This is a genomic window from Mesorhizobium sp. P2_D1, from assembly GCF_056404455.1.
In genome coordinates this window covers 1-17,094 of the sequence record NZ_JBFUDZ010000029.1, presented here as the reverse complement: position 1 = coordinate 17,094, position 17,094 = coordinate 1, and the positions used below count along the sequence as shown (strand labels likewise).

21 protein-coding genes are annotated in these 17,094 nt (G+C 63.8%); 11 read left to right on the top strand and 10 right to left on the bottom strand.

Going from position 1 to position 17,094, the window contains the following annotated elements; all coding sequences use genetic code 11:
- Positions 1-42: 42 nt before the first annotated feature.
- The 7 genes from AC1D0I_RS20435 to AC1D0I_RS20405 all read left to right on the top strand — a co-directional run bounded on the left by AC1D0I_RS20435 (position 43) and on the right by AC1D0I_RS20405 (position 5,637).
- A complete protein-coding gene (locus AC1D0I_RS20435; protein ID WP_477397294.1) occupies positions 43-1,350 on the top strand; it encodes an MFS transporter in 1,308 nt (435 codons plus the stop codon).
- Positions 1,351-1,499: 149 nt separating this feature from the next.
- On the top strand, positions 1,500-2,684 hold the full coding sequence (locus tag AC1D0I_RS20430; protein WP_477397292.1) for a cell wall hydrolase: 1,185 nt from the start codon (positions 1,500-1,502) through the stop codon (positions 2,682-2,684).
- A 255-nt stretch (positions 2,685-2,939) separates the two neighbouring features.
- Entirely contained in the window at positions 2,940-3,347 is a 408-nt protein-coding gene (locus AC1D0I_RS20425; protein ID WP_477397290.1) for an AtpZ/AtpI family protein, read from the top strand.
- A 59-nt stretch (positions 3,348-3,406) separates the two neighbouring features.
- Positions 3,407-4,165, top strand: coding sequence for a F0F1 ATP synthase subunit A (locus AC1D0I_RS20420; RefSeq protein WP_095091979.1), 759 nt, complete (start codon positions 3,407-3,409; stop codon positions 4,163-4,165).
- A gap of 83 nt (positions 4,166-4,248) precedes the next feature.
- Positions 4,249-4,473, top strand: coding sequence for a F0F1 ATP synthase subunit C (locus AC1D0I_RS20415; protein ID WP_006206606.1), 225 nt, complete (start codon positions 4,249-4,251; stop codon positions 4,471-4,473).
- 62 nt (positions 4,474-4,535) lie between these two features.
- Positions 4,536-5,135 carry a F0F1 ATP synthase subunit B gene (locus AC1D0I_RS20410; RefSeq protein ID WP_477225994.1) on the top strand — a complete coding sequence of 200 codons (600 nt, stop codon included), beginning with the start codon at positions 4,536-4,538 and terminating at the stop codon, positions 5,133-5,135.
- Between the two features lie 10 nt (positions 5,136-5,145).
- Positions 5,146-5,637 (top strand): F0F1 ATP synthase subunit B, encoded by a 492-nt coding sequence (locus AC1D0I_RS20405; protein ID WP_477397289.1) that lies wholly within the window; start codon positions 5,146-5,148, stop codon positions 5,635-5,637.
- Between the two features lie 327 nt (positions 5,638-5,964).
- On the opposite strand, the gene AC1D0I_RS20400 is transcribed toward AC1D0I_RS20405, so the two are convergent.
- Complete coding sequence (locus AC1D0I_RS20400) at positions 5,965-6,660, bottom strand: ribonuclease HII (protein ID WP_477397287.1); 696 nt, start codon at positions 6,658-6,660, stop codon at positions 5,965-5,967.
- A gap of 152 nt (positions 6,661-6,812) precedes the next feature.
- Complete coding sequence (locus tag AC1D0I_RS20395) at positions 6,813-7,967, bottom strand: PA0069 family radical SAM protein (protein WP_477226421.1); 1,155 nt, start codon at positions 7,965-7,967, stop codon at positions 6,813-6,815.
- A 150-nt stretch (positions 7,968-8,117) separates the two neighbouring features.
- Between AC1D0I_RS20395 and AC1D0I_RS20390 the strand changes: the two genes are divergently transcribed.
- A complete protein-coding gene (locus AC1D0I_RS20390) occupies positions 8,118-8,636 on the top strand; it encodes a glycosyltransferase (RefSeq protein WP_457154159.1) in 519 nt (172 codons plus the stop codon).
- Between the two features lie 147 nt (positions 8,637-8,783).
- Entirely contained in the window at positions 8,784-9,758 is a 975-nt protein-coding gene (locus tag AC1D0I_RS20385) for a hypothetical protein (RefSeq protein WP_477397285.1), read from the top strand.
- Positions 9,759-9,905: 147 nt separating this feature from the next.
- Here the strand turns inward: AC1D0I_RS20385 and moaB are convergent, their stop codons facing one another.
- From moaB to AC1D0I_RS20355, 6 genes are all read right to left on the bottom strand, one after another.
- Positions 9,906-10,448 carry a molybdenum cofactor biosynthesis protein B gene (gene moaB / locus AC1D0I_RS20380; RefSeq protein WP_477397283.1) on the bottom strand — a complete coding sequence of 181 codons (543 nt, stop codon included), beginning with the start codon at positions 10,446-10,448 and terminating at the stop codon, positions 9,906-9,908.
- A 1-nt stretch (position 10,449) separates the two neighbouring features.
- Entirely contained in the window at positions 10,450-11,337 is an 888-nt protein-coding gene (locus AC1D0I_RS20375; RefSeq protein ID WP_477397281.1) for a 4-(cytidine 5'-diphospho)-2-C-methyl-D-erythritol kinase, read from the bottom strand.
- Positions 11,338-11,363: 26 nt separating this feature from the next.
- Positions 11,364-11,549 carry a membrane protein gene (locus tag AC1D0I_RS20370; RefSeq protein WP_027023000.1) on the bottom strand — a complete coding sequence of 62 codons (186 nt, stop codon included), beginning with the start codon at positions 11,547-11,549 and terminating at the stop codon, positions 11,364-11,366.
- 165 nt (positions 11,550-11,714) lie between these two features.
- Positions 11,715-12,578 carry a S49 family peptidase gene (locus AC1D0I_RS20365; RefSeq protein WP_477397279.1) on the bottom strand — a complete coding sequence of 288 codons (864 nt, stop codon included), beginning with the start codon at positions 12,576-12,578 and terminating at the stop codon, positions 11,715-11,717.
- A 79-nt stretch (positions 12,579-12,657) separates the two neighbouring features.
- Positions 12,658-13,458 carry a tRNA1(Val) (adenine(37)-N6)-methyltransferase gene (locus AC1D0I_RS20360; protein ID WP_477397278.1) on the bottom strand — a complete coding sequence of 267 codons (801 nt, stop codon included), beginning with the start codon at positions 13,456-13,458 and terminating at the stop codon, positions 12,658-12,660.
- On the bottom strand, positions 13,458-13,682 hold the full coding sequence (locus AC1D0I_RS20355) for a putative signal transducing protein (RefSeq protein WP_015318845.1): 225 nt from the start codon (positions 13,680-13,682) through the stop codon (positions 13,458-13,460). Before AC1D0I_RS20355 ends, AC1D0I_RS20360 begins: the two co-directional genes overlap by 1 nt.
- A gap of 207 nt (positions 13,683-13,889) precedes the next feature.
- On the opposite strand from AC1D0I_RS20355, the gene AC1D0I_RS20350 reads away from it, so the two are divergent.
- Entirely contained in the window at positions 13,890-14,906 is a 1,017-nt protein-coding gene (locus tag AC1D0I_RS20350) for a polyprenyl synthetase family protein (protein ID WP_095091894.1), read from the top strand.
- Between the two features lie 34 nt (positions 14,907-14,940).
- Here AC1D0I_RS20350 and AC1D0I_RS20345 read toward each other — a convergent pair whose 3' ends face one another.
- Positions 14,941-15,540, bottom strand: a complete 600-nt coding sequence (locus AC1D0I_RS20345) for an NADPH-dependent F420 reductase (protein WP_477397276.1) — start codon at positions 15,538-15,540, stop codon at positions 14,941-14,943.
- A 215-nt stretch (positions 15,541-15,755) separates the two neighbouring features.
- Positions 15,756-16,490, bottom strand: coding sequence for an SDR family NAD(P)-dependent oxidoreductase (locus AC1D0I_RS20340; protein WP_477397274.1), 735 nt, complete (start codon positions 16,488-16,490; stop codon positions 15,756-15,758).
- Positions 16,491-16,778: 288 nt separating this feature from the next.
- Here AC1D0I_RS20340 and AC1D0I_RS20335 point away from each other — a divergent pair.
- Positions 16,779-17,094 (top strand): LysR family transcriptional regulator (locus AC1D0I_RS20335; RefSeq protein ID WP_477397272.1); only part of this gene is annotated, 316 nt, incomplete at its 3' end.

Here is a 17,094-nt window from a genome sequence, read left to right as displayed (position 1 = left end):
GTCAAGGTCCGGATGCAGTCGGACCATCAAGGGAATTCAGTCATGTCGCTCGTCGCTACGGATTTGCAATGCAGCCAGGGCAGGCCTCGGCAACAAGCTGGCGCAGCCGCCGCTGGTGCCGCGACCGTCCGCTCCAACCATCGCTGGAAGGTGCTGGGCATCGGTGTTGCCGCCAATGCCAGCTTTTCCGCGACCTTCTCCGGCATCCCGGCGACGGCGGTCTTCTTGCGCTCTGGCTACCAGCTCGGCAATGGTCAGCTCGGGCTGGTTCTCGGTCTTCTCGGCCTGGGTGTGGCGCTGAGCGAACTGCCGTGGGGATTGCTCACCGATCGCTGGGGCGATCGCCGCGTGCTGCTGACCGGACTCGGTGCCACCGCGGCATGGCTGCTTCTCATGGCATTGCTGGTCGTGCCGTCGCCGGCACGCCTTCCCGGGGTTGTGCTTTTGGCCGCCGTGTTGCTTGTCACTGGCCTGCTTGGCGGCAGCGTCAATGGCTCAAGCGGCCGCGCCATCATGGCCTGGTTCCGTGAAGGCGAGCGCGGCTTCGCCATGAGCATCAGGCAGACCGCGGTGCCGCTCGGCGGCGGGCTCGGCGCCCTTGTCCTGCCGTCGCTTGCCTCGGCGCATGGCTTTGCAGCGGTCTACGGCCTGCTGGCCGCATTCTCCGCCGTCACGGCGCTTTTCGCATGGCGCTGGTTGCATCAGCCACCAATCGGCGAAGACGCAACGTCCGCCAGCGACGCCATCGTGTCGGCCGGACCGGCGCCGCTGCGCAATCCGGACGTCTGGCGCATCGCAATGGCCATCGGCCTGCTCTGCGTCCCGCAAGTGGCGGTGCTCACCTTCGCCTCCGTCTTCCTGCATGATTTCGGCCGCATGGGAACGGCAGTGATCAGCGCCAGCCTGGCAGCCGTGCAGGTCGGCGCCATGGTCATGCGCGTCTGGAGCGGCCGCTTCACCGATCGACGCGGCAACCGCCGCTCGTTCCTCCGCTTTTTCAGCATGCTGAGCGCGGCGGCCTTCGCCACCCTCACGTTGCTTGTGTTTGTCGTGACCACCGTACCCGGCTGGCAGCCTATGCTCGCGACAACGATCGTTGCCATCCTGATCGTCGCCGGCATCTGTGTTTCAGCGTGGCACGGCGTTGCCTATACCGAGATCGCCACGCTTGCCGGCGCCAGCAATGCCGGGACGGCGCTCGGTCTGGCCAACAGCTTTGTCTTCGTCGCCTTCTTCCTGGTGCCGATCGCCATCCCCGGGCTTCTGGTTGTCGGATCATGGACGGGCGTCTGGCTTTCGGCCGCCATCTGCGCGCTGATCGCTCGGCCGATCTTCCTGCGGCCGGCCTGACTTCGTTGGCCGGCCGCAAAATCGCCCGACTTCGGAACCACGACCTTGAGCCGACTGAGAAAACCCGATCGAACCTGTTAACGTCCCATCAAGGTTAATGCATCATTTTGCTCTCCAGTGGGGTCAGTCGCGTTCCTGGAGAGAGTTCCGTGCATCGACGTGTGTTGAAGCGGCTTGCGGCCGCCGCCGGTGAGAAAAAACGTGGCTTTCTGACCCCGTTCGTCATCGGTCTCGGCATCTGGATCGGCTTTCCGACCGCCGCCGCCTACCAGGACATGACCAGCTTTGTCTCGGGCCTCGAAGCGTCGAACACCCGCTGGAATTCCTATGTCGAGAAATCCGTCGCCGGCTCGACCCATGCGGCCGAGATGCCCTTTGTCGATTCCGACGTCACCGGCTCCATCTCCGGATCGGGCGTCCATCTGGCCGGCGTCGGCAACGTGTCGTTTCGTGGCAAGGGCGGCAAGGTCAGCGGCACGCCCGACGAGGATCGCATCGTGCGGGCCGACAAGAAGGGCCGCATCGTCCAGGTTTCTCCCGTCGCGCCGCCGAAGAATTTCAATGCCGGCTCGATCTTCGAGCGCACCTCCTCCTTGCTGCGGCCCAGCATGGATAGCGGCTTGAAGATGGCTTTCGCCAAACCGCAGATCAAAGGCAAGGAAATCCAGATCGCCGCGGCATTCCATGCGCGTGAGGACAAGAAGCCGGATCCCGGCGTGCCGGCCATGCTTGCCGCGCTGGTCAACAACGACCATCCCGATGTGCTGGCGACCGCCTATGCGCAGGCCGAGCCCGACTATGCCAAGGCATCGCCCTTCGAAGCCCTGCTTCAGGACGAGCAGCCCAATGACGGTCGCTTCATCCCGCCGATGGCCAAGGGCGACCATTCCTGGATCCAGAACCCGCTGCCGGCGAGTGTCTTCTCCAAGAAGGAGCAGGCATGCCTTGCCAACGGCATCTATTTCGAGGCGAGAAGCGAATCCGTGCGCGGCCAGGCCGCCGTCGCTCAGGTCATCCTCAATCGCGTCCGCAACCCGGCCTATCCCAATTCGATCTGCGGCGTCGTCTACCAGAACGACAGCTGGTTCAACCGCTGCCAGTTCTCCTTCGCTTGCGACGGCAGGAGGAAGCGCATCGACAGTCCCGCCGCCTACAAGACCGCGCAGGATATCGCCATGGCCGTCACCGCGGGCAAGATCTTCATCCCCGAAGTCGGATCGTCGACCCACTACTACGCCCAATATGTCCATCCCGGCTGGGCGCGCACGATGCAGAAGATGACCAAGATCGGCCTGCATATCTTCTACCGCACCTATGGCGGCGGCTGGAGCTGAGCACCGCACAGTCACCGATCTTTTCGCGCTGCGTGCAGCCGATCGAAGAGCCAATGCCGGGGGGATTCGCGCAGCGCATCCCCGTCGTCGTGGCGGGCACGATGTCGCACCTTTATAACCAATTGATTTTGTTGCCTAAAATACATGACAATGAACTTCCGCCCGTGGCTTGACTGGCGCAAACCCTCTAACTATGTTGCCGGCGACTTTAGAAGCGGACGGACGGTGACGGTCTGACCGGGCAGGGGGGTTGCGATGGCCGATAAAAACAGGCCAGACGGAACCGGAGAAACCGGCCGCGGCAAGCAGCATGAAGCCGAAATCCGCGACGACGATCTTGAGCGCCGCCGGCGTGTACTTGAAGCATCGCTTGCGACAAGGCGGCCGGACCGGCTCGAGGGGAAAGACGACGCGAAAGCGGGCAGTGTGGCCGGTTATGGCCAGGCGCTCAAACTCTCCAGCGAGTTCATCGCCGGAGTGGTGGTGGGTGCCGGCATCGGCTGGATCATCGACCGTCTGGCGGGGACATCGCCATGGGGTCTGATCGTGTTTCTGCTGCTGGGTTTTGGCGCCGGCGTGCTCAATGTGATGCGTTCCGCGGGCGTTGTGGCAGAATTCGGACAGGGCGATAAATCGCGCCGTGACCAGGACGACAGGAAATGACCGCGCTTCATGTGTGGTAATGGTAACGAAGCCGTACGCGGCATTGACGGGGTTTGAACGTGGCAGCTGACAAGGTCGATCCGATCCACCAGTTCCATATCAACAAGCTGATACCGATCGAGATCGGCGGCTACGACCTGTCTTTCACCAATTCCGCACTGTTCATGGTCGCAACCGTGGTCGTTGCGGCGGCATTTCTGTTTCTCACGACCTCGAGCCGCAGCCTGGTTCCCGGCCGGCTTCAGTCGGTCTCCGAGATGGCCTATGAGTTCGTCGGCAACATGTTGCGCGATGCCGCCGGCACGCAGGGCATGAAGTTCTTCCCGTTCGTGTTCTCGCTGTTCATGTTCGTGCTGGTCGCCAATCTGCTTGGCCTGTTCCCGTATTTCTTCACCGTCACCAGCCATATCATCGTCACCTTCGGCCTCGCCGCCCTGGTGATCGGAACCGTAGTCGTCTACGGTTTCATGAAGCACGGTCTGGGCTTCCTGAAGCTGTTCGTGCCGCATGGCGTGCCGGTGTTCCTCCTGCCACTGGTGGTGCTGATCGAGGTGATCTCCTTCGTGTCGCGCCCGGTTAGCCTCTCGGTTCGTCTGTTCGCCAACATGCTCGCCGGCCACATCACGCTGAAGGTGTTTTCTGGATTTGTCGTCAGCCTGAGCGCGCTGGGCGCAGTCGGCGTGGCGGGCTCGGTGCTGCCCCTGGCAATGGCGGTGGCGCTGACGGCACTGGAACTGCTGGTCGCTTTCCTGCAGGCCTACGTCTTTGCGGTGTTGACCTGCATGTACCTGAACGACGCCCTGCACCCCGGGCACTGAGCAAGAGTTTCCGGCCCAAGAGTTTCCAACATTGGCGCCGGATTGAATCGCAACTGAATTTTAGATCCAAAGGAGTTGAACAAATGGACGCAGAAGCAGCAAAGTACATCGGCGCCGGCATCGCTTGCCTGGGCATGGGTGGCGCGGGCATTGGCCTCGGCAACATCTTCGGCAGCTACCTGGCGGGCGCTCTGCGCAACCCGTCGGCTGCTGATGGCCAGTTCGGCCGTCTGATCTTCGGCTTCGCCGTGACCGAAGCTCTGGGCATTTTCTCGCTTCTCATCGCGCTTCTGGCCCTGTTCGGCTGAGCACTGGGAAGATTGGACAGGCCGGCCGCGCGAGCGGCAGGCCTGAATTTCGGGGATAGTCCATGTTCGTGACATCTGCCTTCGCGCAAGAGTCCGCACCTGCAGCCGACACCAGCCACGCTGCAACGGAAGGCGACACGCATTCCGGCACCAGCGTGCCTGCCGAAGCGCACGGCACCTTTCCGCCATTCGATCCTGCGACGTTCCCGTCGCAGCTTCTGTGGCTGGCGATCACTTTCGGGCTGTTCTACCTCTTCCTGAAGCGGGTCGCGATGCCGCGCGTCGCGGGCATCATCGAGGTCCGCAACGACCGCATCACCCAGGACCTCGACCAGGCGAGCAAGTTGAAGGGCGAGGCTGACGCTGCCGTTGCTGCCTACGAGCAGGAACTGGCGGAAGCCAAGACCAAGGCCAACGCGATCGGCCAGCAGGCCGGCGATGCGGCCAAGGCCGAAGCTGAGACCGCACGCAAGAAGGTCGAGGCAGCCCTCGACGAGAAGCTTGGCGAGGCCGAAGCCCGCATTTCTTCCATCAAGGCCAACGCCATGAAGGAAGTCGGCAGCATTGCCGAGGACACCGCGTCGGCGATCGTCGAGGCACTGGTCGGCGGCAAGGCCAGCAAGGCCGAGATCGCGGCCGCGGTCAAATCCGTGGCCCGGTGAGGAGCGCATCATGGATTACACATCTCTCGCGACGCTCTGGGCAACGATAGCCCTCATCATCTTCCTCGGCGTTGCCGTCTACATCAAGGTGCCTGGCATGATCGCCAAGGCGCTCGACGCCCGTGCCGCCAGGATCAGCGACGAGCTGGATGAAGCGCGCCGGCTGCGCGAGGAGGCCCAGCAGCTGCTCGGCCAGTACCAGCGCAAGCGCAAGGAAGCCGAGCAGGAGGCCGCCGACATCGTTGCGGCCGCCAAGCGCGAAGCCGACATGCTTGCTGCGGAAGCGCACAAGAAGACCGAGGACTATGTCGCCAGGCGCACCGCGCTTGCCGAACAGAAGATCGGTCAGGCCGAGCGCGATGCCATCAGCGAAGTCCGTGCCAGCGCCGTCGACATCGCCGTCGAGGCCGCGCGTGCGCTGCTCGCCGGCAAGATGGACGCCAAGGCCGGCGCCGACCTCTTCAAGGCATCGCTGGCGGATGTGAAATCCAAGCTGAATTAGGCCTTAGAAGACGCAGTCTAATTAAAAGCCGCCCGGGCAACCTGGCGGCTTTTTTGTTGTGGAAAATTGTCCCGGAGGTAGCGAAACCGGCTGAGCGCGATCTCCCCCCTTGTGGGGGAGATGCCCGGTAGGGCAGAGGGGGGCGCTGTCCCGCCGACCTATCAATCAGGTCGTTCCAAATGCCGGCCGCCGCTTTGAAGCCGCCACAAGTTCAAGACGAGAGAGATCAAACGTCGCGATCCTTCGCGCCCCCCTCTGTCCCGCCGGACATCTCCCCCACGAGGGGGGAGATTGGTTGTCATCACCGCTGTCGCCAATCTCCTCAGGTCAGTCGAGGCCAGCGAGGCTCTCTTCCTCAACCGCTTCCGCACCACCCAACCTGAACGGCGCGAAGGAAACGCGGTGCAGCCGCGCCACCGGGCCATGCTCTTCGATCGCCGTGCGATGGCGGGCCGTGGCGTAGCCCATGTGGACTTCGAACCCGTAGCGATCATGATGGTTGCCGCAGCCGCACATCATGCGGTCGCGCATCACCTTGGCGACGATCGAGGCGGCGGCGATCGATTGCGAGCGCTGGTCGCCCTTGATCAGTGCGCGCCCCGCGCAGGGCAACCCCGGCGGCACGTCGCGCCCGTCGGCGAGCGCAAGCTTCGGTTGGACCGACAGGCCGACCAGGGCGCGGCGCATCGCTTCCAGGCTGGCCTTGAGGATGTTGCTGCCGTCGATGCCCTCGGCGCTGATGGACGCCATCGAAACGCCCAGCGCCGAGCCAAGAATTCGTACGAACAGCGCCTCGCGTTGCAGATGGCTGAGACGTTTGGAATCGTCGAGCCCGTCCGGAATGTTGGCGGGGTCGAGCACCACCGCCGCCGCTACCACCGGCCCAGCCAGCGGACCGCGGCCGGCCTCGTCCATGCCCGCCACCGGCCACAGGCCATCGGCCATCGCCTTCGTCTCGAAGGAGAAATCGGGTTTCTCGATGATCTCAAAGAGAAGCGGAGAATCGGAACGCGCGCGAGCCATGTTGCGGCGAGGTTCGCATCGGCTCCGATTCTCCGCAAGTCCCTCCGGGTCGGGTGGGGCGCCGGACCGGGAGGGCACCGTCTGCAGGCCGGGGCAGGCCGGACGGGATTCTTGTGCCGCGACAGGTCAAACCGCCTCGGCGAATTGTCTTTTCAAAGCAGGGTCAGCTGCACCTGGTCCTTGCCGCCGGCCACGAACTGATCGGTCCGAAGCGTGCGCCGTTCGACATTGAGGCCGAGCCGCTTTGCGGTGATCTCGAAGCGCCGGCCGATCTGCCAGGCGTAGGGACCAGCACCCTTCATGCGCTTGCCCCATTCCGAATCGTAGTCCTTGCCGTCGCGCATCGAGCGGATCAGCGACATCACGTGGCGGTAACGGTCGGGATAGTGGCGCAGCAGCCAGTCCTTGAAGATCGGACTGACCTCCAGCGGCAGGCGCAGCACGACATAACCCGCTTCGCGCGCACCGGCGGCGCGTGCCGAATCGAGGATGCGTTCCATCTCCTGATCGGTCAGGCCGGGGATGATCGGCGCCACCATGACCGAGGCCGGAATGCCGGCATCCGAAAGCTGCCGGATCGCCTCCAGCCGCTTGGTCGGCGTCGAGGCGCGGGGCTCCATCGTCCTGGCCAGCATACGGTCGAGCGTCGTCACCGACAGCGCCACCTTGGCCAGCCCGCGCTCGGCCATGCGCGACAGGATATCGATGTCGCGCGTCACCAAAGCGGACTTGGTGACGATGCCGACCGGATGGCCGCGCGCTTCCAGCACTTCGAGGATCTCGCGCATGATCCGGTACTGCTTCTCGATCGGCTGGTACGGATCGGTGTTGGTGCCGATCGCGATGGTGCGCGGCTGGTAGCTGTCCTTCGACAGTTCCTTGTCGAGCAGTCGCGCCGCATCCGGCTTGGCGAACAGCTTCGATTCGAAATCGAGGCCCGGCGACAGGCCCATGAAACTGTGCGTCGGCCGGGCAAAGCAATAGACGCAGCCATGTTCGCAGCCGCGATAGGGATTGATCGACCGGTCGAAGGAGATGTCGGGCGATTCGTTGCGGGTGATGATGGTGCGTGGCTTCTCGACCTGCACCTCGGTCTTGAAGGGCGGCAGTTCCTCCAGCGAATTCCAGCCATCATCGAAGACATGCCGGCTGACCGGCTCGAACCGGCCGGATGGATTGATGCCCGCCGACCTGCCGCGATTGCGGTCCGGACGGACACGCACGCCACTCTGCTCGATCATCGCATTGGCCATCTCGGCTCTTCCAGCTCCGAAAGCTGCAATGTCGGCGCGCACGATCTGTTCCATCTTCGCCCGCTCCCAGGGACTGTCCATGTTGTGTCGAATCGCTCTGTTCATGAAATTATTCCTATTTCGTCGATGAGAACAAAGCAAGAACTTTCAATGGTGCATTGCAAAAACTGGCGCTGCGTTCGGCTTTCCGCTATTCGGCTAATGATGCTCAGTGTCCTGATCGAAACCCGCAATGACGAGGAGGGCCTCGCCCGCACGCTCGCCTCGCTGATTGGCGGCGCGGTCGAGGGCGTGGTGCGTGACGTCATCGTCTGTGACACGGGTTCAACCGACCAGACGCATCGCGTTGCCGAGCATGCCGGCTGTCACTGCGTAACTGGAGGTATCGCTGCCGGCATCCGGCAGGCCAAGGGTGACTGGCTGCTGCTCCTGGAGCCGGGCTCGCGGCTGATGGATGGCTGGATCGATGCGGTCGTTGCCCACACGGCCAGGCAGACCATGGCGGCACGCTTCTCGCGGGCGCGGGGCAGCCGCACACCGTTCCTGGCCCGGGTGTTTTCGGGAAACCGCGCCTTGGCCGATGGATTGCTGATCAGCAAGCTTCAGGCCGCGGCAGCGTCGAAGCGGGCCGGCAGCGCCGAGGCCATCGCACGCGGCCTCGCGGCAAAGCGGCTCGACGCCGAAATCTGGGTGGCACCGCCGAAGCAGCGCTCCCCGGAGTGATCTTTTTGCGGCTGCTCTGTTCATTGTGCATTGCACAAAATCTGACGCGAGGTTAGTTTCCCGGTCAGACGGGTGGATTGGGTTGGGGTCATACCGAGTGACGAGCTCCGATGCGGCATCGGCGCCACGCTCTTAGCCGAGGACCCGATGAAGCTTTCAACCCCCGACAAATCCGGCGCTGCCAGTCTTGAAGCCGTTGCGCGCAACGGCAGCCTGCTGCGCCGCATCGCCGTGCGCATTCCGACCTATCTGACGGACCTGCGCGAAAACCCTGCCTGGCTGCCGATGTTCGTGCTGGCACGCACAATGCCAGGACGCCGGATGCATTGGCTGGGCGCAAAACGCGCTCGTCCGGCCTATGATTCTGGAGATACGATGTTTGCCGGCGTCGACCGCGAAGCCGTGGTCGAAGCGCTGCGCTCCGACGGGCTGTTTTCGGGCCTGATGCTGCCACTGGCGATCCATGAAGAGATCGCCAGTTTCGCCCAGCGCACGCCTTGCTTTGGCAATTTCGATCGCCGTCTCGAATTCATGCCGGGTGAACATGCCGAGGCCGAGAAGCGCTTCGGCCGCTCACTGCTCAGCGGACATTTTTTCGAGCGCATCCTCGACTGCCGGGCGGCACTCGCCATCCAGCGCGATCCGCTGCTTCTGGATATTGCGGCGCACTATCTCGGCGGCCAGGCAAAACTGATCACCACGCGCGTCTGGTGGAGTTTTCCGACGGGTGAGGCTACGGACGCCGACAAGAACCTTGCCTCGCTCGGCAAGTATCATTTCGACCTCGACGACTGGCGCATGCTGAAATTCTTCTTCTATCTCAAGCCGGTCGACGCCGACACCGGCCCGCATGTCTATGTCCGGGGCAGTCACAAGCGCCGCAGCCTCAAGCATCAGCTCACCTTGCTGGTCGGCCATCCCGCACAAGAGGTTCTGGATGTCTACGGCGAGCACAGCCCGGTGACGCTGACCGGTGAAGCCGGTCTCGGCTTCGTCGAGGATCCGTTTGGCTTCCACATGGGCACGGTGCCGGCGCGCACGCCGCGGCTGATGATGGAAGTCGGCTTCGGCGTGTCGCCGCCCTCACGCCGGCGCTTTCACGGCGAGCCGGTCATCCGCTGACAGGGAACCATCCCAGCCGGTCCCGCCGTCAAAATCGTGGCCGAGACTATTCATGCGGCATCCGGTTGGGAATGACACTTCGAAGGCGCAAGCAGTGTTCTGCTGGCGAAACCGAGGTCGGGCGCTTGAATTGCTTGCCGTTTGGCCTCAACCGCGCCGCAGATGCTCGTCCAGGCGCGGCATGATCTCGACGAAGTTGCAGGGCATGTGCCGGTAGTCGAACTGCGCCTTCAGGATGCCGTCCCAAGCGTCCCTGCAGGCGCCGGGCGAGCCCGGCAGCACGAAGACGAAGGTGGCGTTGACGACCCCGCCGGTCGCCCGGCTCTGGATCGTCGAGGTGCCGATCTTGTCGTAGGAGATGCGGTGGAAGACTTCCGAAAAGCCGTCCATGCGCTTTTCGAAGATCGGCTCGAGCGCTTCCGGCGTCACGTCGCGGCCGGTGAACCCGGTGCCGCCAGTGGTGATGACGACGTCGATCGCCGCATCCTGCGACCAGCCGAGCACCTTGTCGCGGATTTTTTCGCGATCATCGGTGACGATATCGCGGGCGGCGAGGACGTGGCCGGCTTCAGTGATGCGGTCGGCCAGTGTCTGGCCGGATTTGTCGTCGGCGAGGCTGCGCGTATCCGAGACGGTCAGCACCGCGATGCGGATCGGGATGAAAGGCCGGCTCTCGTCAATCCTGGCCATCTCAGTCAGCCTCCGATGCCATGCTGCGCGTCGCGGCGACGAACCAGTCGGGCTGGCGGCTGCGGATGTCGGCTGCAGCGCGCTTGGCGACATTGCCGGTCTCGAACAGGCCGAAGCATGTCGCGCCGGATCCGGACATCCGGGAGAATCCCGATCCAGCCTTGTTAAGCCAGGAAAGCGCTCTGCCGATGGCGGGCTGCATCGCCAGCGCCGCGGGCTCAAGATCATTGCGGGTGATCTCCAGCCAGTTGCGCAGGCTATGGAAATCGATGCTGCGCGGCAAAGGCGGCAGTGGCTCATTGTCGCGACGGGACAGGGCTGCAAACACATCGGCGGTCGAGAGGGCCGTTCCTGGATTGACGAGCACCAGCCCCAACGCCGAAAAATCCGGCACCATCGACAGCTCGTCCCCGATGCCGCGCGCGACCAGCGGCTTGGCCGCCAGGCACATCGGCACATCGGCGCCAAGCGAAAGGCCGATCCGCGCCAGCTCGGTGCTGTCCATGTTCAGGGTCCATGTCTCTGCCAGCCCGCGCAGCACGGCTGCCGCATCGCTCGAGCCGCCGCCAACGCCGGAGGCGACCGGCAGGTTCTTTTCGAGCCGGATGGCGACCGTCGGGGTTCTCTTGGGCCCAGCCTCTCTTCGCAGCGCATCGCGGGCCTTGAGCACGAGATTGCTGGCGTCAAGCGGAACGGCCTGCGCGTAGCGGCCAGACACGGTAAAATCATCGCTGTCGGCGAGCGCGATTTCAACCCGGTCGCCAAAACGCGTGAACACCGCCAGGCTTTCGATCAGGTGATAGCCGTCAGGGCGCCTGCCGGTGACATGCAGCGCCAGATTGATCTTGGCGTGCGCATGCCAGGTGCGCGACCCGATCTCGGTGTCCACGGCGTCAGTCGTGTGCGGGATGATGCTCAGTCCTTGGCCAGCCGGTATTCGCCGGTCTTCGGATCCTTGACCAGMGTACCCATCGCGCCGTTGGCCGCCTGCTTTTCCGTGCGCCGCACCTTGGCGGTCACGCGCTCGGCTTCCCGGATGAAGGTGCGGTAGCCGAAATAGGCGGCGACGCCAACGACGGTGAAGAAAATGATCTGCGGCATGTCAAAACTCCTCCCACGCTGGGCGGCGGCCGGTCGGGTCGGTCAATGCATGTCGCCCAAAAGTAGCCCTGGGACAACGACATGCATAAAAACAAAGGCTTAAAGCTCGATCCGTTTCAGCGTGACGCGCTTTAAGCCCTCATGCTAGACGGTTTTGCCGGTTTTTCAAAGCCCGAACCGTGCCCACAACGCGCGCTCTTCCGCCGCATCGATCACGCCGCTGGCGGCTGCCGCGGCGATATCGGGCGCTGAAAAGCCTTTGCTCGAGCCGAACAGGCCGAAGCGGCTGAGGAAACCGCGCGGCGCCGTGACCAGCCTGAGCTGGGTCTTCGCTCCGAACCGAGTCTTGAGCACCGTGCGCATGTCGCCGAGTGCATCGACCAGGCCGAGTTCGAGACCCTTCATGCCGGTCCAGAACAGACCGGTGAACAGGTCCGGATCGTCCTTCAGCTTCGTGCCGCGCCTTTCCTTGACGAGGTCGATGAACGTGCCGTGCACCTCGAGTTGCAGCGCTTTCAGGCGCTCGACGTCTTCCTTCTTCTCCGGCTTGAACGGATCGAGCACAGCCTTGTTCTGGCCGGCGGTGTGGACACGGCGCTCGACGCCGATCTTCTTCATCAGCTCCGGGAAACCGAACGAGGCCGAGACCACGCCGATCGAACCGACGATGGAGGACGGATCGGCGAAGATCTCGTCGCCGGCGATCGCGATCATGTAGCCGCCCGATGCCGCGACGTCTTCGACGAAGACCAGCACCTTTTTGTTCTTTTCGCTCGCAAGGTCGCGGATACGCTTGAAGATCAGTCGCGATTGCACCGGCGAGCCGCCCGGCGAATTGATCGAGATGGYGACCGCCGGCGCGTCGTAGGAAAACGCTTTCTCGATGAGGCCGGCGGTCGAGGCAAGCGACAGGCTCGGCCGGAACTGGCCACCCCCGGGCATGATGGTGCCGTGCAGCCGGATGACCGGAATGGTGACGACGGTGGAGCGCCAGGACTTCGGCAGCAGGCGGTTGATAAAACGTTTCACGAGGGCGCGGTCTCCGGTCGATAGGTTGCAGGCATGTAGGAACTCCCCAGCCAACGGCAATGTGGCCGGTAAGAATAGCTCAATCTCCGAACAGCGAGGCGAGGCCGTTGGCAATCATTTCGCTGCGCTCATCGGGTCCATCGCCCGATTGCGGATGAAGCATCAGGGGAGGGAGGATGGCGAGCTTCCCCCGCGCACCGAGCGCAGCCCTGACGACGATGCGGATCGCCGCCGCGTCGGGGCGGGGATGGACAGCGAGGATCTCGGCATCGCCGAAGCGGCCGGAGAGCGCATCGAGAATGGCGCCGAGCTGCTCGGGCCGGGCGATGACTGCGAGGCCGCCGCGCGGCCTGACCACGGCGGCAGCACTTCTGATCCAGCTTTCGAACAGTCCGTCCTCCGTGACGTGGGCTTCCTTTCTCAGGCGATCGGGCGTGGCGCGGTCCCGTGCGCCGTTGAAAGGCGGGTTCATGATGACGAAGTCGAAGTCGTTGTCAGCGAGGCCGGCCGCCGCCCGCGCCCGGCCCGATACGGTGACATCGGCGATGAGCACAGAGGCACGGTCGCTGAGATGGGCATTGCCGGGATGGGCAAGCGTTGCTGCGGCGAAAGCAGCCATTTCCGGCGCCCGTTCGACGAGCACGGCCGCAGCCGCAGGGCAGCGCGACAGCACCGCCAGGCCGGCGGCCCCGGCGCCGGCGCCGAAATCGGCGAGACGTCCGCCAAAGGAGGATGGCACGGACGCCGCCAGCATCATGGCATCCATGCCGGCGCGATGGCCGCCTTGCTTGGGCTGCACGAGCCAGAACCGGCCGCGATGGAAGGCATCGACCGTATGGGCCGGCGTGTCCGGGGCAAGGGTGGCCGGCGCGGCGGACATTATTTCCCGCGGATCTCGTTGGCGATGCCGGCATCCGTCAGGATGCGTCGTGCCGCGTCGGCCTGGTCGGCATCGACCATGACGCGTCGCGGCAGGATACCGAGCGAGCCGTCGAGCACGCTCATGTTCTGGTCGGCGACGAAGCAGCCGATGCCGGCATCGCGCATCAGCGATTCGACAAAGGAGATGATGACGGCGTCGTTGGTGCGAATGAGCTCTATCATCGGGCGAAACTCTCAGTTTGCGGCGCATATGTAAACGGGCAGGCGGATTTCCGTCACCCGCAGAACTGCTCTCCCGGCGTCGGTTGACAGGCTGTCATCGCCGCCGCGCCAATTCGCCACTTGCCGTGGCCGTGTCTAGCGCCCTAGAGTCCCTGTAGGGACCAAGGGTGCCGTCGCACGCGTTATACCAAGACGGGAGTGATTGTCGTGGGTGTCGTTCTCAACATCGAAAACGGGAAGCGGGAACCCGCCTCCATCAAGGATTTGATCGATCTGACGGCGGCCGATATGGGACGCGTCAATGAATTGATCCTGTCCAAGGCCGGCTCCGACGTCGAGATGATTCCGGAGGTTGCCAACCATCTGATCTCGTCCGGCGGCAAGCGGCTGCGGCCGATGCTGACGCTCGCCGCCGCGCAGATGTTCGGCTATGCCGGCGAGGGCCACGTCAAGCTCGCAACGGCGGTCGAATTCATGCACACGGCAACGCTTCTCCACGACGACGTCGTCGACGAAAGCGGCATGCGGCGCGGCAAGAAGACCGCCCGCATGATCTGGGGCAACCAGGCCAGCGTCCTGGTGGGTGACTTTCTGCTCGGCCAGGCCTTCCGCATGATGGTCGACGTCGGCTCGCTCGAAGCGCTCGACATCCTGTCGAGTGCGGCCTCGATCATCGCCGAGGGCGAGGTCATGCAGCTCGCCGCCGCCAAGAACCTCGATACCACCGAGGACGAGCATTTCGCCGTCATCAAGGCCAAGACCGCAGCGCTGTTTTCGGCCGCTGCCGAGGTCGGCCCGGTCATTGCCCAGGCGACACGCAACGACCGTGCCGCACTGCGCTCCTACGGCATGAACCTCGGCCTTGCCTTTCAGCTGATCGACGATGCGCTGGACTATGGCGGCACCAGCAAGGATCTGGGCAAGAATGTCGGCGACGATTTCCGCGAGGGCAAGGTGACCTTGCCGGTCATCCTCGCCTACCGGCGCGGCACCAAGGCCGAGCGCACCTTCTGGAAGCGCGCCATCGAGGACAATGTCGTCGATGACGCCGGCCTGGAAAAGGCGATCGGCCTGATGACCCGCCACGGCGCGATCGCCGACACGATCGGGCGTGCCCGCCATTTCGGTGAGATCGCCCGCGACGCGCTGGCGCCGCTGGAAGCGACGCCGCAGAAATCGGCGCTGATCGACGTCATCGATTTCTGCATCAGCCGGGTGAACTGAGCGGCTGGCGTTTCGGCAGTGGACAGTAAATCCGTTACTGCTCCTTCTTGAACAGGTCCTGGAAGATCAGCTGGCCCCAAGTGCGGCCGCGTGCGTGCACCAGCGCGCCACCCTCGTTGAGCTTTCCCAGCTTGACGGGTGCGAACCCCAGTTGTTTGGCCAAATCCGCCACGGGAGCGATCGCGTCCTCGTCGTCGCTCGACAGGAAGACCACCCGGTGGCCGCCCTCGACGATCGGATCGGCAGCCAGGGTGGCCGCAACCAGGTGATTGAAACCTTTCACGAGCTTGGCGCCGGTGAACGACTTCGCAACGAAGGCGGAGGACGGGAGGCCGTCTAGTTCCTCAAGGGGAACCAACGCGTTCATCGCGTCGATGACCGTCTTGCCTTTCCAACTCGGCAGGGCCTTCGCAACCTCGCGATGCTCCCCGAACGGGACCGCCAAGATGATTGTGTCGGCCTCGAGTGCGTCCGGCAGCGACTTGGGGACGACCATGGGTCCAATCGCCCCAGCCTGCGTCGCCAACGCCTCGGGCGACCGGCGGCTCGCGACGGTCACGTCGATGTTTTTACGGGCGAAGGCGTGGGCGAGGGCCTGGCCTATCTTACCGAATCCTACAATTGCGTAGCTCATAATGCTTCTCCTATCGGTGTTGATACTGATTGCCCGGCCTTCAACAGCGCTGGGTTATCCGTTTCGCTGCATGGCGACCTTCGCGAGATCTTCGGACCGCCACCGCAAGCGATGCGTGACATCGGTTCGAATTCCTGAATTGACGCGTAGTCGTCCTGCCGTAACGACTTCCGCGCGCCCGGACGGTCAACCACTTCCGGCGATCGGGCGCGATTTCAGATGGCCGAGAAGCCGCCGTCGACAGACAACTCCACCCCATTCACGAAGCTTGAATCGTCTGAAGCAAGAAACAGCGCGACCGCCGCAATTTCCTCAGGACGCCCCATCTTTCCCCGCGGGATCAGAGATTCGAACATCCGCTTCGCCTCCTCCGTGAGAACTTGGTCCTGCATCGGTGTGGCGATCGGCCCCGGGCTCAGTACGTTCACCCGGATATTCCTGTCTTTCAGTTCGTTGAGCCAGGTGCGTGCGAATGAGCGCAACGCTGCCTTGCTTGCCGCATACACGCCGTAACCAGGAAAGCCTTTCACCGAAGCAACTGACCCGGTCATGAAGATCGATCCGCCATCGTTGAACAGCGGCAGCGCCTTTTGAACCGTAAACAGCGTGCCGCGCGTATTCAGGCTGAAGGCCGCATCGAAATGCTGCTCGGTAATCTCGCCCAGTGGGACGGCTTCGCCCATGCCGGCGCTCGCGTACAGGACATCGATCTTGCCCTTCTCTTGCTTGACCTTGTCGAACAGGCGGTCGAGGTCGTCGAGATTGGCCGCGTCGCCGCGCACGCCGGTCACGTTCCGGCCAATCAGCTTGACCGCCTCGTCGAGCGTCTCCTGCCTTCGGCCCGTGATGAAAACATAGGCGCCTTCTTCAGCGAACCGCCTGGCGCTCGCCAGCGCCATGCCGCTCGATCCACCCGTGATGACCGCAACCTTACCGTCCAGCTTTCCCACGATTTTTCCTTTCAGGCTCTGCCTTTGGTCGTTCGGGAAGAACCCCGAGAGCCTCGAAATAAGTCTGCCGGGGTAAGGCTTTGAGTGCGGAAGCGCGCACATCGGTGGTGCAAAATCGAACCGGCTGGACGACGGACGCCAGCCGCGACGACCGGTGTCCGCCATTCAGGATTGGGCCGCGCTGGTTGGCATGGGTTATGATCATCGCCGTGCTACCGCAAACGAGATGCTGTTCGATGTGGTAGATGTGGGCTTTGGAAGGCGCACCGCGCGGTGCGAGATTGCACCATGATCGACTGGGATGACGTTCGCTACTTTCTTGCCGTCGCGCGTGGAGGCTCGGTGCGGGCTGCCGCCGAGCGCCTCGGTGTGAATCACTCGACCGTGCTGCGACGCATCGCCCAGCTCGAGGAACGCCTCGGGGTGCACATGTTCGAAAAGCTGCCGTCGGGCTACCGCCTGACGGCTGCGGGCGAGGAGGTCCTCGAGTTCGCGGACCAGATGGAAGCGTCGTCGCACCTGCTGGAGACGCGCGTCTTCGGGCGCGACCAGAGCGTGCGCGGGCTTCTGCGGGTCACGCTGGCACCGCCCCTCGCGACACACC